General features: G+C 71.9%; 20 protein-coding genes. 4 read left to right on the forward strand and 16 right to left on the reverse strand.

Annotated elements, in window-relative coordinates:
• Nucleotides 1–2: 2 nt before the first annotated feature.
• A complete protein-coding gene (yczE, locus tag AC1DP1_RS00235) occupies nt 3–686 on the reverse strand; it encodes a membrane protein YczE (protein ID WP_477505128.1) in 684 nt (227 codons plus the stop codon).
• A 62-nt stretch (nt 687–748) separates the two neighbouring features.
• Between yczE and yczR the strand changes: the two genes are divergently transcribed.
• Nucleotides 749–2,200 (forward strand): MocR-like transcription factor YczR, encoded by a 1,452-nt coding sequence (gene yczR, locus AC1DP1_RS00240; protein ID WP_477505129.1) that lies wholly within the window; start codon nt 749–751, stop codon nt 2,198–2,200.
• A gap of 10 nt (nt 2,201–2,210) precedes the next feature.
• On the opposite strand, the gene serA is transcribed toward yczR, so the two are convergent.
• Nucleotides 2,211–3,806: a phosphoglycerate dehydrogenase gene (gene serA, locus AC1DP1_RS00245; RefSeq protein ID WP_457185218.1), complete on the reverse strand. Its 1,596-nt coding sequence runs from the start codon at nt 3,804–3,806 to the stop codon at nt 2,211–2,213.
• Nucleotides 3,807–3,941: 135 nt separating this feature from the next.
• Here serA and AC1DP1_RS00250 point away from each other — a divergent pair, with 135 nt between their 5' ends.
• On the forward strand, nt 3,942–4,514 hold the full coding sequence (locus AC1DP1_RS00250; RefSeq protein WP_477505130.1) for a YdeI/OmpD-associated family protein: 573 nt from the start codon (nt 3,942–3,944) through the stop codon (nt 4,512–4,514).
• Between the two features lie 9 nt (nt 4,515–4,523).
• On the opposite strand, the gene AC1DP1_RS00255 is transcribed toward AC1DP1_RS00250, so the two are convergent.
• From AC1DP1_RS00255 to AC1DP1_RS00305, 11 genes are all read right to left on the reverse strand, one after another.
• The gene (locus AC1DP1_RS00255; protein ID WP_300046011.1) at nt 4,524–5,237 is read right to left on the reverse strand and encodes a DsbA family oxidoreductase; all 714 of its coding nucleotides are present in this window, start codon (nt 5,235–5,237) and stop codon (nt 4,524–4,526) included.
• A gap of 97 nt (nt 5,238–5,334) precedes the next feature.
• Nucleotides 5,335–6,834: a purine-cytosine permease family protein gene (locus AC1DP1_RS00260; protein ID WP_457185213.1), complete on the reverse strand. Its 1,500-nt coding sequence runs from the start codon at nt 6,832–6,834 to the stop codon at nt 5,335–5,337.
• A gap of 71 nt (nt 6,835–6,905) precedes the next feature.
• Nucleotides 6,906–8,198: an iron uptake transporter deferrochelatase/peroxidase subunit gene (gene efeB, locus AC1DP1_RS00265; protein ID WP_477505677.1), complete on the reverse strand. Its 1,293-nt coding sequence runs from the start codon at nt 8,196–8,198 to the stop codon at nt 6,906–6,908.
• A complete protein-coding gene (gene efeO / locus AC1DP1_RS00270) occupies nt 8,195–9,367 on the reverse strand; it encodes an iron uptake system protein EfeO (RefSeq protein WP_477505131.1) in 1,173 nt (390 codons plus the stop codon). Before efeO ends, efeB begins: the two co-directional genes overlap by 4 nt.
• Nucleotides 9,368–9,384: 17 nt before the next feature.
• A complete protein-coding gene (gene efeU, locus AC1DP1_RS00275) occupies nt 9,385–10,248 on the reverse strand; it encodes an iron uptake transporter permease EfeU (protein WP_477505132.1) in 864 nt (287 codons plus the stop codon).
• Nucleotides 10,249–10,304: 56 nt separating this feature from the next.
• Nucleotides 10,305–11,102, reverse strand: coding sequence for a class I SAM-dependent methyltransferase (locus AC1DP1_RS00280; protein WP_477505133.1), 798 nt, complete (start codon nt 11,100–11,102; stop codon nt 10,305–10,307).
• Nucleotides 11,103–11,153: 51 nt separating this feature from the next.
• Nucleotides 11,154–12,182 carry a ketol-acid reductoisomerase gene (ilvC, locus tag AC1DP1_RS00285; protein WP_300046014.1) on the reverse strand — a complete coding sequence of 343 codons (1,029 nt, stop codon included), beginning with the start codon at nt 12,180–12,182 and terminating at the stop codon, nt 11,154–11,156.
• 78 nt (nt 12,183–12,260) lie between these two features.
• Nucleotides 12,261–12,818: an acetolactate synthase small subunit gene (gene ilvN, locus AC1DP1_RS00290; protein ID WP_457185205.1), complete on the reverse strand. Its 558-nt coding sequence runs from the start codon at nt 12,816–12,818 to the stop codon at nt 12,261–12,263.
• A complete protein-coding gene (locus tag AC1DP1_RS00295) occupies nt 12,818–14,575 on the reverse strand; it encodes an acetolactate synthase large subunit (protein WP_477505134.1) in 1,758 nt (585 codons plus the stop codon). Before AC1DP1_RS00295 ends, ilvN begins: the two co-directional genes overlap by 1 nt.
• 259 nt (nt 14,576–14,834) lie before the next feature.
• Nucleotides 14,835–15,518, reverse strand: a complete 684-nt coding sequence (locus AC1DP1_RS00300; protein ID WP_477505135.1) for a 4a-hydroxytetrahydrobiopterin dehydratase — start codon at nt 15,516–15,518, stop codon at nt 14,835–14,837.
• Nucleotides 15,519–15,585: 67 nt separating this feature from the next.
• On the reverse strand, nt 15,586–16,602 hold the full coding sequence (locus tag AC1DP1_RS00305; protein ID WP_477505136.1) for a S66 family peptidase: 1,017 nt from the start codon (nt 16,600–16,602) through the stop codon (nt 15,586–15,588).
• A gap of 25 nt (nt 16,603–16,627) precedes the next feature.
• Here AC1DP1_RS00305 and AC1DP1_RS00310 point away from each other — a divergent pair, with 25 nt between their 5' ends.
• Nucleotides 16,628–17,077 carry a DUF6973 domain-containing protein gene (locus AC1DP1_RS00310; RefSeq protein WP_477505137.1) on the forward strand — a complete coding sequence of 150 codons (450 nt, stop codon included), beginning with the start codon at nt 16,628–16,630 and terminating at the stop codon, nt 17,075–17,077.
• Here the strand turns inward: AC1DP1_RS00310 and AC1DP1_RS00315 are convergent.
• Entirely contained in the window at nt 17,074–17,679 is a 606-nt protein-coding gene (locus AC1DP1_RS00315; RefSeq protein ID WP_477505138.1) for a TetR/AcrR family transcriptional regulator, read from the reverse strand. The two genes, AC1DP1_RS00310 and AC1DP1_RS00315, sit on opposite strands and share 4 nt — an antisense overlap.
• A gap of 43 nt (nt 17,680–17,722) precedes the next feature.
• Between AC1DP1_RS00315 and AC1DP1_RS00320 the strand changes: the two genes are divergently transcribed.
• Nucleotides 17,723–18,445 carry a hypothetical protein gene (locus AC1DP1_RS00320; RefSeq protein ID WP_477505139.1) on the forward strand — a complete coding sequence of 241 codons (723 nt, stop codon included), beginning with the start codon at nt 17,723–17,725 and terminating at the stop codon, nt 18,443–18,445.
• Here the strand turns inward: AC1DP1_RS00320 and AC1DP1_RS00325 are convergent.
• Both AC1DP1_RS00325 and AC1DP1_RS00330 read right to left on the reverse strand, forming a co-directional pair.
• The gene (locus tag AC1DP1_RS00325) at nt 18,426–18,890 is read right to left on the reverse strand and encodes a deoxycytidylate deaminase (protein ID WP_477505140.1); all 465 of its coding nucleotides are present in this window, start codon (nt 18,888–18,890) and stop codon (nt 18,426–18,428) included. The genes AC1DP1_RS00320 and AC1DP1_RS00325 overlap by 20 nt on opposite strands.
• Nucleotides 18,887–19,303 carry a VOC family protein gene (locus AC1DP1_RS00330; RefSeq protein WP_477505141.1) on the reverse strand — a complete coding sequence of 139 codons (417 nt, stop codon included), beginning with the start codon at nt 19,301–19,303 and terminating at the stop codon, nt 18,887–18,889. The genes AC1DP1_RS00325 and AC1DP1_RS00330 overlap by 4 nt, the downstream gene beginning before the upstream one ends.

Below are 19,303 nucleotides of genomic sequence, written 5' to 3' on the forward strand. Positions count from 1 at the left end.
GCTCAGTCCGCGTCGGGACCCATCACGTCGACCGTGAACCACGGCAGCATCAGCTGGGTGAGCGGACCGATCGCCAGCGCGTAGACCACGGTCCCGACGCCCAGGACGCCACCGAGCAGCAGGCCGATGACGACCACGGCCACCTCGAGGCCGGTGCGGACGAGCCGCAGCGAGAGCCCGGTGCGCCGCGCCAGGCCGGTCATCAGGCCGTCGCGCGGCCCGCGGCCGAGCTGCGCGCCGATGTAGAGCGCGCTGGCCAGCCCGCAGAGCAGGACGCCGCCGACCATCAGGCCGAGCCGCCCCGCCATCGCCTCCGGGCGGTCGAGGACCGCCAGTGTCGCGTCGGCGGAGAGGCCCACGACGATCGCGTTGCTGATCGTGCCGAGCCCCGGCATCTCCCGCAGCGGGATCCACAGCACCAGCACCACGAAGCTGAACAGCACGACGGCCTGGCCGAGGGTCATCGGGACGTGGCGGATGAAGCCGGAGTGCAGCACGTCCCACGGAGCCAGGCCGAGCGCGCCGCGCACCATCATCGCGAGCGAGACGCCGTAGAGGAAGAGACCGACGTAGAGCTGCGGCAGGCGCCGCGCCAGGCGTCCGGCGCGCAGCTGGGCGACGGGGCCAAGGTCGACGAGGACGCCGCGGGGCGCGTGAACGGTTCCGGTGGGGGTCGTGCTGGTCATGACCCCATCCTGATCCCCAAGTGGCCTTGTCCGACATAGCCAATGATGGAACAGTGGCCTGCATGAGCCGCATCGTCAGCGCCCAGCGCGTGGCCACCCTCGTCGGTGACTTCCCCCGCTCCCCCGCCTACCTCGGCCTCGCCGAGAGCCTGCGCGTGCTCATCGGGGACGGCCGGATCGGCATCGAGGTGCGGTTGCCCAGCGAGCGCGACCTCACCACCTCCCTCGACGTGTCGCGCACGACCGTGACCCGTGCCTACGAGGTGCTGCGGGAGTCGGGGTACGCCGAGGCGCGCCGCGGGTCCGGCACGTTCACCACCGTGCCGGGCGGGCAGCGCCGCGCCCACGACCGGTCGCTGATGCCGGGCACCGGCGGCGAGGACGTCATCGACCTCAACTGCGCGGCGCACTCCGCACCGCCCGGCCTCGTCGAGGCCTACCAGCGCGCCACCGAGCAGCTGCCCGCCTACCTCAGCGGGCCCGGCTACTTCCCGCTCGGGGTGCCCGCCCTCCAGACCCGGATCGCGGCGGCCTACGAGGCGCGGGGGCTGCCGACCGTGCCCGAGCAGGTCATGGTCACCGCCGGCGCCCTGGCGGCGGCGTCGGTGGTGGCGCAGGCGTTCACCGCTCCCGGGGAGCGGGTCGTCGTCGAGTCGCCGACGTACCCCAACGCGACCCAGGCGGTGCGGCACGCGGGCGCCCGGCTCGTCGCGGCCACCGTCGACCCCGACGGCTGGGACCTCGACGCGCTGGCCGCCACGCTGCGCCAGACCTCGCCCCGGCTCGCGTACCTGATCCCGGACTTCCAGAACCCCACCGGACACCTGATGAGCGACAGCCAGCGCGAGGAGCTCGCCCACGCGCTCGCCCGCACCCGCACGACGGTCGTCGCCGACGAGGCCCACCAGGCGCTCGCGCTCGCGCCCGGGCTGGCCGACGACATGCCGCGGCCGCTCGCGGCCCATGCCCACGACGCGATCACGATCGGCAGTGCCAGCAAGTCGTTCTGGGGCGGGCTCCGCCTGGGCTGGGTCCGCGCCCCGCTCTCCGACATGGACCGGCTGCTGCAGGCCCGCATCGGCCTCGACCTGGGGGCGCCGGTCTTCGAGCAGCTGGTGCTGGCCGACCTGCTCGACCGCGCCGACGAGGTGCTCCCGCTCCACCGCGAGCGGCTGGTCACGGGCCGCGACGCCCTCGTCACGGCCGTCCGCGAGCACCTCCCGTCGTGGCGCTTCCGCGTGCCCGACGGCGGGCTCGCCCTGTGGTGCGAGCTGCCCGAGGCGCTCGGCACCGCGACGACGGCCGAGGCCGAGCGTCGGGGCGTCGTCGTCGCCCCCGGTCCGGTGTTCGCCGTGGAGGGTGGCCTCGACCGCTTCGTGCGGATCCCCTGGACCGCCTCCCCCGACGACCTCACCGAGGCCGTACGACGCCTCGCCGCAGCGTGGGAGCACGTGACCACCGACGCAGCCCGGCCGGCAGCGCGTCGCGCTGCCGGCCGGGTGATGGTCGCCTAGGGGCGATCCGTCAGGTCAGGTCCACCGCGCGCACCGAGGCGGCCTGCATCGCGGCCTCGATCTCGGTGAGGGTCTCGGACGGGATCGCCGAGTCGACGCTGAGCGCGACGAGAGCTGCGCCGCCCTTGTCCTGGCGCGAGACCTGCATGCCGGCGATGTTGACGTCGGCGTCGCCGAGGATGCCTCCGATGAGGCCGACCATGCCGGGACGGTCCTCGTAGGTGAAGAACGCCAGGTGGGTCGTCGGCTCGATGTCGACGTCGAAGCCGTTGACCTCGACCAGCCGCTCCTTCTGCGCGAGCCCCACGAGCGTGCCGCTCACGGACACCTGGGTGCCGTCGGCGAGGGTCCCCCGCAGGGTGATCAGGTTGCGGTGGTCGGGGCTCTCCGCCTCGGTCACCAGGCGCACCTCGGTGCCGCGCTCGGCGGCGAGGAGCGGCGCGTTCACGTAGGAGACCTGCTCCTCGACGATGTCGGCGAAGACGCCCTTGAGCGCGGCCAGCTCGAGCACCTTGACGTCGAACTCGGTGATCTCGCCGCGAACCTCGACGTCGAGCTGCTGCGCGACCTCGCCGGCCAGGGAGGTGAAGACCCGGCCGAGCTTCTCGGTGAGCGGGATCCCGGGACGTACGTCCTCGGCGATGACGCCGCCCTGCACGTTGACGGCGTCGGGCACCAGCTCGCCGCTCAGGGCGAGCCGGACCGAGCGGGCCACGGCGACGCCGGCCTTCTCCTGGGCCTCGTCGGTCGACGCGCCGAGGTGGGGCGTGGCGACGACGTTCTCGAGCTCGAAGAGGGGGCTGTCGGTGCACGGCTCGCTGGCGAAGACGTCGAGGCCGGCAGCGGCGATCTGGCCGGTCTTGAGGGCGTCGTAGAGCGCGGCCTCGTCGACGATCCCGCCGCGGGCGGCGTTGACGAGGACCAGGCTCGACTTCGCGCGGGCCAGCTGGTCGACGCCGATCAGCCCGACCGTCTCCGGCGTCTTGGGCAGGTGGACGCTCATGAAGTCGGACTCGGCGAGCAGCGTGTCGAGGTCGACGAGGCGGACACCCATCTGCGCGGCGCGGCCGGCCTGCACGTAGGGGTCGTAGGCGATGACCTTCATGCCGAAGGCGCTGAGGCGCTGCGCGACCAGGACGCCGATGCGGCCGAGGCCGACGATGCCGACCGTCTTCTCGTAGAGCTCGATGCCGGTGTACTTCGAGCGCTTCCACTCGCCGCCACGGAGGGCGGCGTGGGCCGGGCTGATGTGGCGGGCCGCGGCGAGCATGAGGGCGACGGCGAGCTCCGCGGCGCTGACGATGTTGGAGGTCGGCGCGTTGACGACCATGACCCCTGCCTGGGTGGCGGCCTTCACGTCGACGTTGTCCAGACCAACGCCTGCACGGGCGATGACCTTGAGCCGACGCGCGGCGGCGAGGGCCTCGGCGTCGACCTTGGTGGCGGAACGGACCAGGATCGCGTCGACGTCGGCGATCGCAGGGAGGAGCTCGGCGCGGTCGGCACCGTTGCAGCTGCGGATCTCGAAGTCCGGGCCGAGCGCCTCGATCGTGGCGGGGCTCAGCTCTTCGGCGATGAGTACGACAGGCTTCGCGTGTGCGTTCACAGCGGGGTCCTCGGGTGATCAATGGTGTGTTCGGGGACTGCACGACGCTGTGCCCGGCTCACATTACCCGCGAGTGGGACACGAGTCCCATCGCCCCAGCATCCGGACGTCGTACCCGACGCCTACGATCCAGGCATGGGCGCGATGGACGACGCGGAGCGGCTCGAGCCGGCGACCGTCGAGGAGTGGAGCGCGTGGCTCCGCGACCACCACCCGCAGCCGCAGGGCGTGTGGCTGGTCAGCCCGCGCAAGGCCGCCATGCGGGCATTCTCCTACGAGGAGGCCGTGCTGGAGGCGCTGCGCTACGGCTGGGTCGACTCGACCGTCAAGCCCGTCGACGAGCTCCGCTCGATGCAGTGGTTCGCCCCGCGCCGACGGAGCAGCATGTGGACCCGCATCAACAAGGGGCGCGTCGCCCGCCTCGAGGAGGCCGGCCTGATGGAGCCCGCCGGTGCGGCCGCCATCGCGACCGCCAAGGAGACGGGCATGTGGACCCTCATGGACGACGTCGAGGACTGCATCGTGCCGGACGACCTGGCCGCCGCCTTCGACCGCAACCCGGGCGCGCGCGAGCACTGGGAGTCGTGGTCGGCCTCGGCGCAGAAGCTGATCCTGACGTGGATCGTGCTCGCGAAGCGGCCGGAGACGCGCGCCGTCCGGATCTCGACGACGGCGGAGAAGGCGGCTCAGGGGATCAAGGCGCAGTGACGCGCGGCGTCAGATGGCGCAGCCGTCCGGGCCGCACTCCTGCCCGTCGGCACCGGTCGCCAGCACCTCGATCTTGGGCTGCGACTCCGCCCACGCCCGCTCGAGCACCTGCGTGAACACCTCCGTCGGCTGCGCCCCGGAGACGCCGTACTTCTCGTCGACGACGAAGAACGGGACACCGCTGGCGCCGTAGGCCTGGGCCTGGGCGACGTCGGCGTGCACGTCGTTCTCGAACTCCCGGGAGCCGAGCACCTCCTCGACCCGGGCGGCGTCGAGGCCCGCGGCCTGCGCCACGTCACGCAGCACGGCGTGGTCGGCGACGTTGCGGCCCTCGGTGAAGTACGCCGCGAGGAGGGCCTCCTTGACCCGGCCCTGGAGCTCGTTGCCACCCTGCTCGTGGGCGAGGTGGATCAGGCGGTGGGAGTCGACGGTGTTGAGGTGCAGCGTCTGCGAGAGCCGGTAGACCAGGCCCTCCTCGGCGGCGACCGCCTCGACGCGGTCCTGCATCTGCTGGGCACCGTCGGGCGACTGGCCGTACTTGCGGGCCAGCATCGTCGTGGTGCTCTCCGTCGGCTCGGTCGGCGCGCCCGGGTCGAGCTGGTAGGAGCGCCAGTGCACCTCCACCTCGTCGGCGTGCTCGAACTCGGCCAGGGCGTTCTCGATGCGACGCTTGCCGATGTAGCACCACGGGCAGACGACGTCGGACCAGATCTCGATCTTCACGTCGTCCCCAACACGCCGTCTGACCTGCGTGTTCCCCGGGCGGGCTGTGCAGTGAGTCTCCAGGAGACTCAACGGCCAGTCCCGGGCGTGTCGCGACTCAGGACTCCTGGCGGCGGACCTTCGCGCGCCGGGCCACGAACGTCACCCCGAAGCCCAGGACGAGCGCGAGCAGCACGCCGAGGTTGGCGTAGGCCCACGGACCCTCCCAGTAGGGCCCGGCCGGGTCGTCGACGTAGGTGCCGAGACCGAGCGGCTCGATGAGGAAGCCCTGCCAGTTGTTCCACGTGGCGTCGGTGGCGAAGTTGTTGACGACCAGGCCCCAGCCGAGGACCGAGGCGCCGATCATCGTGGCGAGCGCGGGGACGTCGACCGAGCCGTAGCGACCCGCAGGGTCGAACAGCGCTTCCTCGTCGTAGTCGCTCTTGCGCAGCGCGATGTCGGCGATCATGATCCCCGCCCACGCGGCCAGCGGGACGCCGAGGGTGATCAGGAAGCTCTGGAACGGGCCCAGGAAGTCCTCGGCGAAGAAGACGACCCAGATCGTGCCGAGGGTGAGGATCACGCCGTCGACGAACGCCGCCGCCGGCCGCGGGATCCGCACGCCCAGCGAGAGCAGCGTCAGGCCCGAGGAGTAGATGCCGAGCACCGCGCCACTGACCAGGGCGAGGATCGCGGCGAGGAGGAACGGCACCAGGAACCACGTCGGGAGGAGGGTGCCGAGGGTGCCGATGGGGTCGGCGACGATCCCGGCGGACAGCTCCTCGGACGAGCCCGCGAGCAGCAGCCCGAACACCACGAGGAACACGGGGGCGACCGCGCCGCCGAAGGTGTTCCAGCCGACGATGGCGGCGCCCGGGGCGTCACGGTGCTGGTAGCGCGACCAGTCGGCGGCGATGTTGATCCAGCCGAGGCCGAAGCCGGTCATGACCATGACGAGCGCACCGACCATCTGCTGCACGCTGCCGTCGGGGATCGCGCTGACCGCCGACCAGTCGATCTCGTCGAGCGTGAGGAGCACGTAGACGATGGTGGCGAGGCCGGTGATCCACGTCAGCACGGACTGCATCCGCATGATCACGTGGTAGCCGGCGACGCTGGCCGAGACGATCAGGAGCGCGACGACGATGGTGGCGACGACCTGCGTCGTGGTCCCGCCCGACCAGCCGAGCTGGTCGAAGATCGTGGCTGTCGCGAGGACGGCGAGGATCGCGAGGAACGTCTCCCAGCCGATGGACACCAGCCACGAGACGACGCCGGGGACCTTCTGCCCGTTGACGCCGAACGCGGCCCGGCTCAGCACCATCGTGGGTGCCGATCCGCGCTTGCCGGCGATCGCGATGACGCCGCACAACGCGAACGACACCACGATGCCGACGACCGTGACGACGACCGCCTGGACGAAGGAGATGCCGAAGCCCAGCACGAACGAGCCGTAGCTGATGCCGAACACCGACACGTTGGCCGCGAACCACGGCCAGAACAGGTCCCGCGGACGCGCCGTCCGCTCGGACTCCTCGATGATCTCGATGCCGGTCGTCTCGACACCGAGCCGACGGGTCTGCTCCAGCCCCGACGAGGGCGTGGTCGTGTTGCTCATGACGGCATCGTCGCGCACCCGGGGCTCAGGAGCCAAGCGCGAGAAGCGGGGCCGGTGCGGAGCGCGGCGGGTCAGGCGAACAGCGACTGACCTACGTGCTCGCCGGGGCCGACACCCGGCGGGACCGCGAACAGCGCCGACCCGGTGAACTTGAGGTACTCGACAAGGGCGTCGGTCTTCGACATCGCCAGCTGCAGCGGGACGAAGTGGGTGTCGGGGTCACGGACGTAGGCGATGAAGAAGAGCCCCGCGTCGAGCCCGCCGAGGGCGTTCGAGCCGTCGACGAAGTTGTAGCCGCGCCGCAGCATGCGTGCGCCGCCGTGCTGGTCGGGGTGCACGACCCGCACGTGAGCGTCGACCGGGATGACCGGCTGGTCGTTGCTGCCGGGCATCGCGAAGTCGGGCTCGGTGTGTTCCTCGCCACCCGACAGCGGTGCGCCCGTGGCCTTGGTCCGGCCGACGAACATCTCCTGGTCGCCCAGCGGCTGTCGGTCCCAGACCTCGATCGTCATGTTGATCCGGCGCGCCACCAGGTAGGACCCGCCCGCGAGCCACGAGCCGGCCTCGTCGTCGGCGGCGGCGACCCACACGTGCTCGTCGAGCGCGGCGGCCTCCTCGGCCTTGACGTTGGCGGTGCCGTCCTTGAAGCCGAACAGGTTGCGCGGCGTCGACTGCGACGTCGAGGTGGTCGAGGTGCGGCCGAAGCCGAGCTGCGACCACCGCACGGCCACGGTGCCGAAGCCGATGCGCGCCAGGTTGCGGACCGCGTGGACCGCGACCTGCGGGTCGTCGGCGCACGCCTGGACGCACAGGTCGCCGCCCGACCGTGCCGGGTCGAGGACGTCGCCCGGGAAGTGCGGGAGGTCGCGCAGGGACGCCGGCTGCCGGGCGGCGATGCCGAACCGGTCCTTGCCCCCGCCGTCGCGGAACAGCGACGGCCCGAAGCCGAAGGTGATCGTCAGCCCGCTCGCCGGGAGGTCGAGCGCCTCGCCGGTGTCGTCGGGAGGCAGGCGCACGTCGCCCCCGATCGCGCCGCCCCCGGCCGGTCGCCCAGCGGTCATCTGCTCGGCGGCAACGGTCCACTGCTGCAGCAGATCGATGAGCGCCTCGCGGTCGTCGGTCAGCACGTCGAAGGCGGCGAAGTGCAGCCGGTCCTGGGCCGGGGTGACGATCCCGGCCTGGTGCGCGCCGCGGAAGGCGTACGACTCCTCCCGCCCGTCGCCGGAGGCGACACCCGTGACGCCCGCGTCGGCATGCGCGGTCGTACGACCGGCGGCGAAGGCGCCCGCGACGCCTGCGAGCGCGACTCCCCCGCCCAGCAGGCCGCGCCTGCTGAGTCCGGTGGGCGTCGGCTGGTCGGTCAGGACAGCACCGCCGCGGTCAGCCGCGACAGCGGCTCGGACAGGGCGTTCACCGAGTTCGAGAACTCCTTGACCTGCTCGGGGGTGAGCTGGTCGTACGTCTCGAAGCCGTCACCCTCACGCTGGGCGTCCAGCAGCTCCTGGAGCTCGTCGAAGCGGGTGGCGAGCTGGTCGGCGAGCTCGGGGTCCTTCTCCTCGACGATGGGCTGCACGCCCTCCCACGCGACCTTTGCTCCGTCGACGTTGGCCTGGAAGTCCCACAGGTCGGTGCGCGACCAGTACTCCTCCTCGCCGGTCACCTTGCCGGTGGCCACCTCCTCGAGGAGGCCGCGCGAGCCGTTGGCGATCGCGTCGACGGTGTAGGTGAGCTCCTGCACCCGCGAGTCGAGCTCCTCGGTGTTGGCGAGCAGGTCGTCGGCGTAGGTCGCGCGCTCCTCGTCGGTCAGCGGCGTGTAGTCCTCGGCGCGCTGGGGCCAGAGGTCCTTCTCGATGAGGTGCCAGCCGGTCCACTTCTGACCGGGCTCGAGGTCGGCCTCGCGCGCGTCCATCATCGGGTCGAGGTCGCCGAAGGACTCGGCCACCGTCTCGATCCGCTCCCAGTGGGTGCGCGCGACCGGGTAGAGCGCCCGGGCGGCGTCGTCGTTGCCGGACGCGTAGAGCTCGACGAACTCCTGCGTCTTCTCGAGCAGCTGGGCGGACTGGTCCTCGACGTAGGAGGCGTAGTTGGCCTCCGCCTGCTCGACGAGCTCCTGCTCGTCGGCGGAGACCTCGACGTCCTCGTCGGAGGCGGTGACGGTGAACTCGCCGCGGATGCCTTCCCCGGCCATGCCCGGCTTGCAGGCGGTGACGTACGTCCCGGCCGGAGCGTTGACCGTCAGGGCTCGGGAGATGCTGGGGCCGATGTTCTCGACCTCCGCCACGATCCGCAGGCCGTCATCGCCGAGCAGGTAGAACTCGGTGACCTGGTCACCGGAGTTGGTCACGTCGAACGTCAGCGCTCCGGCAGGCGCCTCGGTCGCCGACAGCGCGCAGGAGTCGGCCGAGGAGTCGACGGTGAGCGCGCGGGGGTCGGCCGCTTCGCCGGACCCGCCGGCGGAGCCGGTGTCGGCGTTCTGCGTGCAGGCCGCGAGCAGCGGGAGGGCGACCAGGGCGGCCACGAAGGTCTTGCGCATGGGGAGGTGCTTCTTTCTCAGGCAGCCGCACGCGACGGCGCGGCCGGGGTGGTGGAGCGTCGGCGGGCGCCGACCAGGAAGAGGGCCATCACCGGCACGGCGTAGAGCAGCCACGCAGCAGCCTCGAGCTTGGTGGTGGCCGGCGAGAAGTTGAAGATCCCCTTGAGCAGGGCGCCGTACCAGGTGTTCATGTCGACTGAGTCGGACACGTCGAAGGCGAGGTCGTGGAGCCCCGGGAGGAAGCGGGCCTCCTGCAGGTCGTGCACGCCGTAGGCGAGCACCCCGGCGGCGACGACGATGAGGAAGGCGCCGGTCCACGTGAAGAAGCGCGACAGGTTGATCGACAGCGCGCCGCGGTAGATCAGGTAGCCCAGCGCGACCGCGGTGAGAATCCCGAGCGCGGCGCCGAGCAGGGGTTGCCACGTCGGTGTGGCGGCGCCGACGGCGTCGCGGGTGCCGGCCTGGGTGGCGGCCCAGAGGAAGAGCGCGGTCTCCAGGCCCTCGCGGCCGACTGCGAGCACGGCGACGACCACGAGTGACCAGCGGCTGCCCTCCGCCGCCACGTCGATGCGGCCGCGCAGCTCACCACTCAGGCCGCGTGCGGCGCGGGCCATCCAGAAGATCATCCAGGTCACGAAGCCGACCGCGACGATGGACAGGCCTCCGCCGATGAGCTCCTGCGCCTCGAAGGTGAGCCCGCGGGGGCCGAAGGTCAGCGCAGCGCCGAACGCGAGGCTCACGCCGACCGCGAGTGCGATGCCCGCCCAGATCCGCGGAAGCAGGTGCCGACGGTCGGTCTTCACGAGGTAGGCCACGAGGATGCTCACGACCAGGGCCGCCTCCAGCCCTTCGCGCAACCCGATCAGGTAGTTCGCCAGCACAGCGCAGGACACTACACCTTAGGTTAGGCGTACCTAACACTTAGGGCGGCTGGTGGTCACGCCGTGATGACGACCTCGCCGTGCAGCACCGAGAACCAGCCGTCGGGATGCTCGGCCCACGCCCGCCAGGCGGCCGCCACGGCCACGAGCTCGCGCGTCGTCGCGCGGCCCTCGTCGACGAGCTGCCGGGCGAGGGCGGTCGAGGTGAGCCGGTCGGCCCAGAGGGTGCCCCACCACGCGCGCTCCTCGGGCGTCGCGAAGCACCAGGTGGCAGAGCTTKCGTCCACCTGGGCAGCTCCGGCGGCGTGTGCCCAGGCCAGGAGGAGCCGCCCGGCGTGCGGCTCTCCCCCGTTGGCGCGGGCGGCGTCGTCGTACAGCTCGAGCCAGCGGTCCAGCCCCTCGCTGGCGGGGTGCCACGAGAAGTGGCCGTAGTCGCTGTCCCGGGCGGCGACGACGCCGCCGGGACGGGTCACGCGCAGCATCTCGCGGAGCGCGCGGACCGGGTCGGCGACGTGCTGCAGCACCTGGTGGGCGTGGACGACGTCGAACACCCCGCCGAGCCCGTCGACGTCGAGGTCGTGGACGTCGCCCACCACGACCGTCGCGTTGGTGACGCCCTGCCGGTCGAGCTCGGCTCGGGTGAGCGCTGCCGCCTGGTCGTCGACCTCGAGGGCGACGACCTCCCGCACCAGCCGAGCCAGGTCGGCGGTGATGGTGCCCGGGCCCGACCCGACGTCCAGCAGGCGCTGACCGTCGTGCAGGTGCGGCAGGAGGTACGCCGCCGAGTTGGCGGCGGTCCGCCAGCGGTGCGAGCGCAGGACGGCCTCGGCGTGCCCGTGGGTGTAGGTGCTCACGGGAACCTCCGAGGCCGTCACTGGCGTCGTCGCGGGTCTACGCCGACCGCATCAGCGGGCGGAGCTGCCCTCGGTGTAGTCGGAGTCGTGCGACTTGACCCAGGCCATCAGCTTGCGCAGCTCGCGGCCGGTCTGCTCGATCGGGTGCGACTCGCCCTTCTTGCGGAACTCCGTGAACTCCGGCGAGCCGTTGTCCATGTCGGTGATGAAGCGCTCGGCGAACGCGCCGTTCTTGATGTCGGCGAGCACGTCCTCCATGTTCTTCTTCACGTCGGGCGTGATGACCCGCGGGCCGGAGACGTAGTCGCCGAACTCGGCGGTGTCGGAGACGGACCAGCGCTGCTTGGCGATGCCGCCCTCGTACATCAGGTCGACGATGAGCTTGAGCTCGTGGAGGCACTCGAAGTAGGCGACCTCGGGCTGGTACCCGGCCTCGGTCAGCACCTCGAAGCCGTACTGCACGAGCTGGGAGGCGCCGCCGCAGAGCACGGCCTGCTCGCCGAACAGGTCGGTCTCGGTCTCCTCGGTGAAGGTGGTCTTGATGCCGCCGGCACGCAGGCCGCCGATCGCCTTGGCGTAGGAGAGCGCGAGGTCCCAGGCCTTGCCGGACTCGTCCTTCTCCACCGCCACGAGCACGGGCACGCCGCGCCCGTCGACGTACTCGCGACGCACCAGGTGGCCGGGGCCCTTGGGGGCGACCATGAAGACGTCGACGCCCTCGGGCGGGGTGATGTAGCCGAAGCGGATGTTGAACCCGTGGCCGAAGACGAGGGTGTCGCCCGGGGTCAGCGCCGGCTCGATCTCCTCGGCGTAGAGCTTCCGCTGGTGCTGGTCGGGGGCGAGGATCACGATCAGGTCGGACTCCTCCGCTGCCTCGCGCGGGGTGAGGACGCGCAGGCCCTCGGCCTCGGCCTTGTCGCGGCTCTTCGAACCGGGCTGCAGGCCGATCCGGACGTCGACGCCGGAGTCGCGCAGGGACAGCGCGTGGGCGTGGCCCTGGCTGCCGTAGCCGATCACCGCGACGTTCTTGCCCTGGATCAGGCTCAGGTCGGCGTCGTCGTCGTAGAACATCTCAGCCACTGGGGGCTCTCCTTCATGTTGGTGGTTCACTCGGTGATCGAGTAGCCGCGAGGAACGAGCGGCGTATCGAGATCTGGGTCAGTTGGCGATTGCGGAAACGGGGGCGGGTACGGCGACGGGGCGGTGGGTGCGCTCGCTGATCGAGCGCGACCCGCGACCGATCGCGACCATGCCCGACTGCACGAGCTCACGGATGCCGAAGGGCTCGAGCACGCGGAGCAGGTCGGCGAGCTTGTCGGCGTTGCCGACGGCCTGGACGGTCACCGCGTCGGGTGCGACGTCGACGACCTTGGCCCGGAAGAGCTGGACGGCGTCGAGCACCGCGCCACGGGTGGTGGCGTCGGCGCGGACCTTGACGAGCAGCAGCTCGCGGTTGACCGATGCAGCGCCGTCGAGCTCGACGATCTTGATGACCTCGACGAGCTTGTTGAGCTGCTTGGTGACCTGCTCGAGCGGGGACTCGTCGACGTTGACCACGATGGTCATCCGCGAGATCTCGGGGTGCTCGGTCGGGCCGACGGCGAGGCTGTCGATGTTGTAGCCGCGACGCGAGAACAGGCTCGCGATGCGGGCCAGGACGCCCGGCTTGTTCTCGACCAGCACGCTCAGGGTGTGCTTGTTGCTGGGGCTCGTCATCAGATGTCGTCCTCGTCGAACTGGGGCGCCAGGTCGCGCGCGTACTTGATCTCGTCGTTGCTGGTGCCGGCGGCGACCATCGGCCACACCATCGCGTCACGGTGCACCCGGAAGTCGACCACGACCGGCCGGTCGTCGATCGCCATGGCCTTCTCGATGGTCGCGTCGACCTCCTCGGGCGACTCGCAGGCCAGGCCGACGCAGCCGTAGGCCTCGGCGAGCTTGACGAAGTCGGGGATGCGCTTGGAGTGCAGATCGGTGTTGGAGTAGCGCTCGTTGTAGAAGAGCGTCTGCCACTGCCGCACCATGCCGAGCGACTCGTTGTTGATGATCGCGACCTTGATCGGGATGTCGTTGATCGCGCAGGTCGCGAGCTCCTGGTTGGTCATCTGGAAGCAGCCGTCGCCGTCGATCGCCCAGACCGTGCTGTCGGGCCGGCCGACCTTGGCTCCCATCGCGGCCGGCACCGAGAAGCCCATCGTGCCGAGGCCGCCGGAGTTGATCCACGTGTTGGGGTTCTCGTAGCCGACGTAGTGCGCCGCCCACATCTGGTGCTGGCCGACTCCGGAGGCGTAGATCGCCTCGGGGCCGGCGATCGCGCCGAGCCGCTCGATGACGTACTGCGGGGCGAGCGAGCCGTCGGCCGGGGTGTCGTAGCCGAGCGGGTAACGCGTCTTCAGCCCGGCGACGAAGGCCACCCACGCCTCGTAGTCGCCGTCGGCGCCCTCGGTCGTGAGCAGCGCGACCAGCTGGGCGATGACTTCCTTGCAGTCGCCCACGATCGGCACGTCGGCGTGACGGTTCTTGCCGATCTCGGCGGGGTCGATGTCCGCGTGGATGACGAGCGCGTTCGGCGCGAACGAGTCGAGGTTGCCGGTCACCCGGTCGTCGAACCGCGCGCCCAGGCTGATGATCAGGTCGCTCTTCTGCAGGCCGGCGACCGCGGCGACGGTGCCGTGCATGCCCGGCATGCCGAGGTGCTGCGGGTGGCTGTCGGGGAACGCCCCGCGCGCCATCAGCGTCGTGACGACCGGGATGCCCGTCAGCGCGGCCAGCTGCGCCAGCTCGCGCGACGCGCCGGCGCGGATGACGCCGCCGCCGACGTAGAGCACCGGGCGCCGGGCCTCGCGGATCAGCCGGACGGCCTCCTTGATCTGCCTGGCGTGCGGCGTCGTCACGGGCCGGTAGCCGGGCAGGTGCAGCTCGTCGGGCCAGGCGAACGTCGTCTGCGCCTGCAGGGCCGACTTGGCCACGTCGACGAGCACCGGGCCCGGACGGCCGGTCGAGGCGATGTGGAAGGCCTCGGCGATCGTGTGCGGGATGTCGGCGGGGTCGGTGACCAGGAAGTTGTGCTTGGTGATCGGCATCGTGATGCCGCGGATGTCGGCCTCCTGGAAGGCATCGGTGCCGATCATCGCGGCGCCGACCTGCCCGGTCACGGCCACCATCGGCACCGAGTCCATGTGGGCGTCGGCCAGGGGCGTGACGAGGTTGGTCGCGCCGGGGCCGGAGGTCGCCATGCAGACACCCACCCGGCCGGTGGCGGCGGCGTAGCCCTGGGCGGCGTGCCCGGCACCCTGCTCGTGGCGGACGAGGATGTGGCGGATCCGCGTGGAGTCCATGAGGGGGTCGTAGGCCGGGAGGATCGCACCGCCCGGGATCCCGAAGATGTCGGTGACACCGGCCGCCTCGAGGGACGTGACGAGGCTCTGCGCGCCCGTGACCGATCCGCTTCCCTGTGCGCCCTGCTGTGTCATGTCCTTCTCTCCTGCGTGTGCGATGTCCGGCGATGAGCCCATGAAAAAACCCCTCGGCCCGGTGGGCGACGAGGGGTGACGCGCGTGCGTTGGCCGACTGGCCTCAGCTCACGCGTCGCGTGCGTACAAGAATCTCGGTGCGCATGCGACAACCGTCGTCGCCGGGGTGGTCCGGCGTCAAGCAAGTGTGACAGGCGTCCCAGCATATGGAACGGGAGTCTCGCCATGTGGCGCGGCGCGCTCCGGGAAGGCGGTCCGGTCACCCGCGGTCGAGCGGCGTGCAGATGCAGGAGCGGTTCCCGTCGGCGTCCTCGACCACCCAGAACGACGGCGCCTCGGCGTCGCTCACCAGCCGGCCACCGGCGGCGAGGACCGCCTCGAGCCGCCGCTCGCCCTCGTCGTGGGGCACCCACACGTCGAAGTGCCAGCGCTGCTCGGGCTCCTGCGGGGGAAGGGTGGACTCGCCGCGCTCGCCCTTCTGGAACCACAGCCCCGGCACCTGACCGCTCGGGTCGACGGGCTCGCCGTCCGCGACCTCGCCACCGAGGAGCGCGGCGTAGAAGGCGCCGAGCCGCTCGGGCGCGCCCGTGTCGAGCCCGGGCTCGAGGGCGGTGAGCCCGGAGGTGTCGGCGCTCGCGCCGAGCTCGGCCGCGAAGCCACTGATCCGCCGAGCGAGGTCGACGTCGCGCCTGGTGATCCCGCCGACGTCGTGGCTGCTGAGCGTGACGATGACCTCGGGGTAGGTCAGCGAGACGTCGGGGTGGTGGTCGGCCTCGTCGGCGGCGGCCCCGATGCGGTCGACGAGGGCGACGCCCGTCGCGAAGTCACCGGTCCGGAAGCGGGCTCGGAGCCGGTTGAGCACCTTGCGCCAGTCGTCGAGACCTGCCTCGAGGATCTCGTCGTGGCTCAGGCGTGCCTTCGGGTCCGTGGTCGCATCGCTCATGGCACCGACCCTGCCACCGTCCACCGACAGCGACCAGCCCCCTTGGTGTCGCCGGCCGTCGCCGACCTCAGGCGATGGACTGGGTGATCTCCCGGGTCTCACCGTCGACGACGACCCGGGCGAGCGCCCCGTTGATGAGCGGCAGGTGCGGCGGCACGTGCCCGATCTCGAGGTCCCACACGATCGGGACGTCCAGCCGACCGAGGGCGTCGAGCACCGCCTCGCGCTGCGTCAGGTCCTCGTGGTCGGGCGCGCTGGTCCGGCCGACCAGCACGGCGGCCGCCCGGTCGAACCACCCCGCCAGGCKCAGGGAGTGGAGGTAGCGGCAGATGTTGATCGAGTTCTCCTCGCACGCCTCGAGGTAGACGATCGTGGGCTCGTCGAGGTCCTCGGCCCACGCGCGCACGTCGCCGTACGGCGTGCCGGCGAGGTTGGCGACCGTCTCGGCGCAGCCGCCGATCAGCCGGCCGGCGACATCGAGCCGACCCCCGCCCTCCACCTCCCAGCGGCCTTGTCCGACGTGCGTCCACTCGGTGGCCTGCGCGTCCTGCTCGAAGCGGACCCACGTGGCGACCAGGCCGGAGTCGCGCTGCACGAACGGCCCCGGCTCGCCGGCGAGGTCGAGCCAGTGCAGCAGGCCGTCCGGGACGGCGTACGGCGTGTCCGCGAGGTTGTCGCCGTGGAGCGTGGCCCAGCCGAGGCGGGTCGTGACGGGCAGGAGGAGGGTGGACATGTCGGAGTAGCCGACGAGCCACGTGGGCTCGGCCTCGGCGAGCGCATCCCAGTCGAGCAGGTCGACCATGTCGATCGCGGTCTCGCCGCCCCACGGGGGCACGACGCAGTGGATGTCGGGGTCGGCGAGCATGCGGGTGAGCTCGGCCGCGCGCTGCTCCGCGGGGGCGGAGGTGAGGCCGTCACCGTAGAGGCACTCCCCCACCACGACGTCGTACCCGCGACCACGCAGCCAGTCCAGGCAGAACTCGATCCGCGCCGCCGAGGCGCCCGTGACGCCGGCGGACGGAGCAGTCACGGCGATGCGGTCACCGGGGCGGAGCGGGGCCGGGAAGCGGAGTGGTCGGGACATGTCACGAGTCTGACACTGTGTGTCCATGGGTTTCGGTGACGTCGTGCAGCAGGCCATTCATGCCGGGACCGGGGTCCCGCGGTTGTACGCCGCCGCGACCAGGGCCGGCCTCGGACCCTCGGGCGCCTTCGAGGTGCTGCGCGTCTCGCAGGCCGCCCTGCAGGCGGCCGCGACCCACGGCCGCGGCGTCCCCGGGCGCACCAACGCCATGCGCCACTTCATGTGGCAGGCGACGCTCACCGCGCGCTTCGGGGTCGACGTCGCCCGCTCGATCGCGGCCGCGCAGGAGGCCGGCACCCCCAGCCGTCGCGACTCCCGCGTCGACGAGCAGAACAACGCGGCGGGCCAGGCCTACGGGACCGAGCACGCCGAGGACCTGGCGGGGCTGACGCCGTCGGAGGCGATGAGCAGCCTCGTCCCCGTCGCACTGGGCATGTGGGAGTCGGGCGAGCTCGTCTGGGTCCGTCCCAGCTAGGACTGCGCCTCAGGCGCGAGCAGTCGTCGTACGACGTCGACGAGCGTGGCCCGCTGGGCGTCGGCCGTGAAGTCCGCGTCCACCGCGAGCCGGCCGAGGAAGCCGTCGATCACGACCATCAGCCACGCCGTCAGGTCGCGGGCCGAACGGTCGGTGCGCACCTGCCCGGCCTCCTGCGCGCGGGCGACCCAGGGCTCGAGCCCCTCCTGGAGCACCCGGCTGTCGAGCGCCAGGGCGGCCTCGACCTCCGGCTCCCCCATCACCGCGCCGACCGCCCGGACGAACCCGGCAAGCCGGGGCTCGGACATCTCCTCCGCCGTGTGGTCGACGTAGGCCTCGACGACCGCGAGCGCGTCGGCGTCGTCGGCGCGGGCGTCGAACCACGCCCGTGTCTCCTCGGTGCCGAGGGCCAGGATCGCCAGCAACAGCGACTGCTTGGTCGGGAAGTAGTGGAAGAACGTGCCGGAGCCGATGCCGGCCTCGCGGCAGATCGCCGCGGTCGAGGTCCCGGCGTAGCCGGTGGCGGCGAAGCAGGTGAGGGCAGCGTCGATGATCACCAGCCGGCGCGCGAGGTGGCGCTCGGGGTCAACGGTGCGGGCCACCCGTCACGCCCTTTCTTGGAGTGGATGCTCTAGTATTGCACGCATGGGGGACACCGAACGCTGGCACCTCGTCCACGACGGCCACGAGCACGCCGTCGCGATCGAGCGGGGCGCACTCGTCCGCGAGGCCGTCTGGACCCGCGACGGCGTCGAGGTGGGGCGGAAGAAGACCTCGGACGAGACCTTCGTCGTCGCGGCGAGGGGTGCGGGCGGGGCCGTCCGACTCAAGTTCGGGGTGACCGGGCCGGCGCGGCGCGTCACGCTGCACGACTCCGAGACCGAGGCGCACACCGGCCTCGGAGGCACCGACCTCGAGCCCGAGGCCGGGTCGAAGGCGGCCGAGCGCGCCGAGTGGATCGGCGCGCACCCCCACCTGCACACCGCGCGGCAGACGGCCATTGCGGCGGCGGGCGTCGGCGTACCCGTCCTGGTGATCTGGCTGCTGACGCTCGTCCCGTGGCCGAGCATCCCGTGGCCCGACGTCGACCTGCCGTCGATCCCGTGGCCGGACCTGCCCTCCATCCCGTGGCCCGACATCCGCCTCCCGGCGATCCCCTGGCCCGACGTGGACCTGCCCGACCTGCCGCCGTGGGTCGACACCGTGCGGAAGTTCGCCATCCCGATCCTGATCGCGTTCTTCATCGCGCGGGGCGAGGTCAAGCGCCGACGCAAGGCCGAGGAGAAGAAGGCCGAGGAGAAGAAGGCACTGGACCTTGAGTCTCCTGGAGACTCACGGGCAACCGGGGCTACCGACTCCAGGTCGTGAGGCCCTCGCGGTCGTGCTCGCCGTCGGGCCAGACGGCGCGGATCACGCCGGCAGCGGCGAGCGCCTTGCGGCAGCCCGGGCAGGGCGGGTCGGTGATGTAGGCGGTCGCGCCCTTGGTGTCGCGGGTCGCGAACAGCAGGGCGTTGACCTCGGCGTGGATGGCGATGCAGAAGCCCGCCGTGCCCGGCCGGTCGTAGTCACCGAGCCCCGGCACCTCGTCGTACCCGAGCTGCCCGCGCGGGCACGCGCCGGCCAGGCAGTCGTCCTCGCCGGGCGCGGCGCCGTTGTAGCCGGTGGCGATGATGCGGTGGTCGATGGTGAGGACGGCGCCCACCCGTCGGCGCGTGCACTTGGCCCGGGCGGCGACGGCGTCGGCGATGCCGAGGAAGTAGTCGTCCCACCCGGGGACGGCGTGTCCGGTGCTCCCGGCGCTGGCGGTGCTCACGGGAGCACAGACTGCCCGATCTCGCCCGGGTTGTAGGCCACTTCCCAGCGGAAGCCGTCGGGATCGGCGAAGTATCCCGAGTAGCCACCCCAGTCGCGCTCGCTCGCCTCGCCGACCTGCGACGCCCCGGCGGCCCGGGCCTGCTCGAGGACGGTGTCGACGCCCTGCGTGGTGGCGAGGTTGTGGGACAGCGTGACCGGGGGTACGCCGCCGCGCGCCGGTGCTTGGCCGATCTCGGCGACGAAGCCGCTCTCGGTCCACAGGCTCAGCACGACCTTGTCGGCGACCTTGAACATGAGCACCTCCCCCGGCACGTGGATCTCGGGCTCCCAGCCCAGGCCCTCGACGTAGAAGCGCCGGGTGGCCTCGAGGTCGGTCACGACGAGGGTGATGAAGCTGACGCGCTGGTCCAT

The sequence above is a fragment of the Nocardioides sp. P4_G10 genome, from assembly GCF_056401175.1.

What these genes read in the sequence shown, in the direction of transcription:
- yczE (WP_477505128.1), bottom strand. Translation starts at nt 686, where the DNA reads ATGACCAGCACGACCCCCACCGGAACCGTTCACGCGCCCCGCGGCGTC.
- yczR (WP_477505129.1), top strand. Translation starts at nt 749, where the DNA reads ATGAGCCGCATCGTCAGCGCCCAGCGCGTGGCCACCCTCGTCGGTGAC.
- AC1DP1_RS00250 (WP_477505130.1), top strand. Translation starts at nt 3,942, where the DNA reads ATGGGCGCGATGGACGACGCGGAGCGGCTCGAGCCGGCGACCGTCGAG.
- AC1DP1_RS00260 (WP_457185213.1), bottom strand. Translation starts at nt 6,834, where the DNA reads ATGAGCAACACGACCACGCCCTCGTCGGGGCTGGAGCAGACCCGTCGG.
- efeO (WP_477505131.1), bottom strand. Translation starts at nt 9,367, where the DNA reads ATGCGCAAGACCTTCGTGGCCGCCCTGGTCGCCCTCCCGCTGCTCGCG.
- ilvN (WP_457185205.1), bottom strand. Translation starts at nt 12,818, where the DNA reads ATGACGAGCCCCAGCAACAAGCACACCCTGAGCGTGCTGGTCGAGAAC.
- AC1DP1_RS00295 (WP_477505134.1), bottom strand. Translation starts at nt 14,575, where the DNA reads ATGACACAGCAGGGCGCACAGGGAAGCGGATCGGTCACGGGCGCGCAG.
- AC1DP1_RS00300 (WP_477505135.1), bottom strand. Translation starts at nt 15,518, where the DNA reads ATGAGCGATGCGACCACGGACCCGAAGGCACGCCTGAGCCACGACGAG.
- AC1DP1_RS00310 (WP_477505137.1), top strand. Translation starts at nt 16,628, where the DNA reads ATGGGTTTCGGTGACGTCGTGCAGCAGGCCATTCATGCCGGGACCGGG.
- AC1DP1_RS00320 (WP_477505139.1), top strand. Translation starts at nt 17,723, where the DNA reads ATGGGGGACACCGAACGCTGGCACCTCGTCCACGACGGCCACGAGCAC.
- AC1DP1_RS00330 (WP_477505141.1), bottom strand. Translation starts at nt 19,303, where the DNA reads ATGGACCAGCGCGTCAGCTTCATCACCCTCGTCGTGACCGACCTCGAG.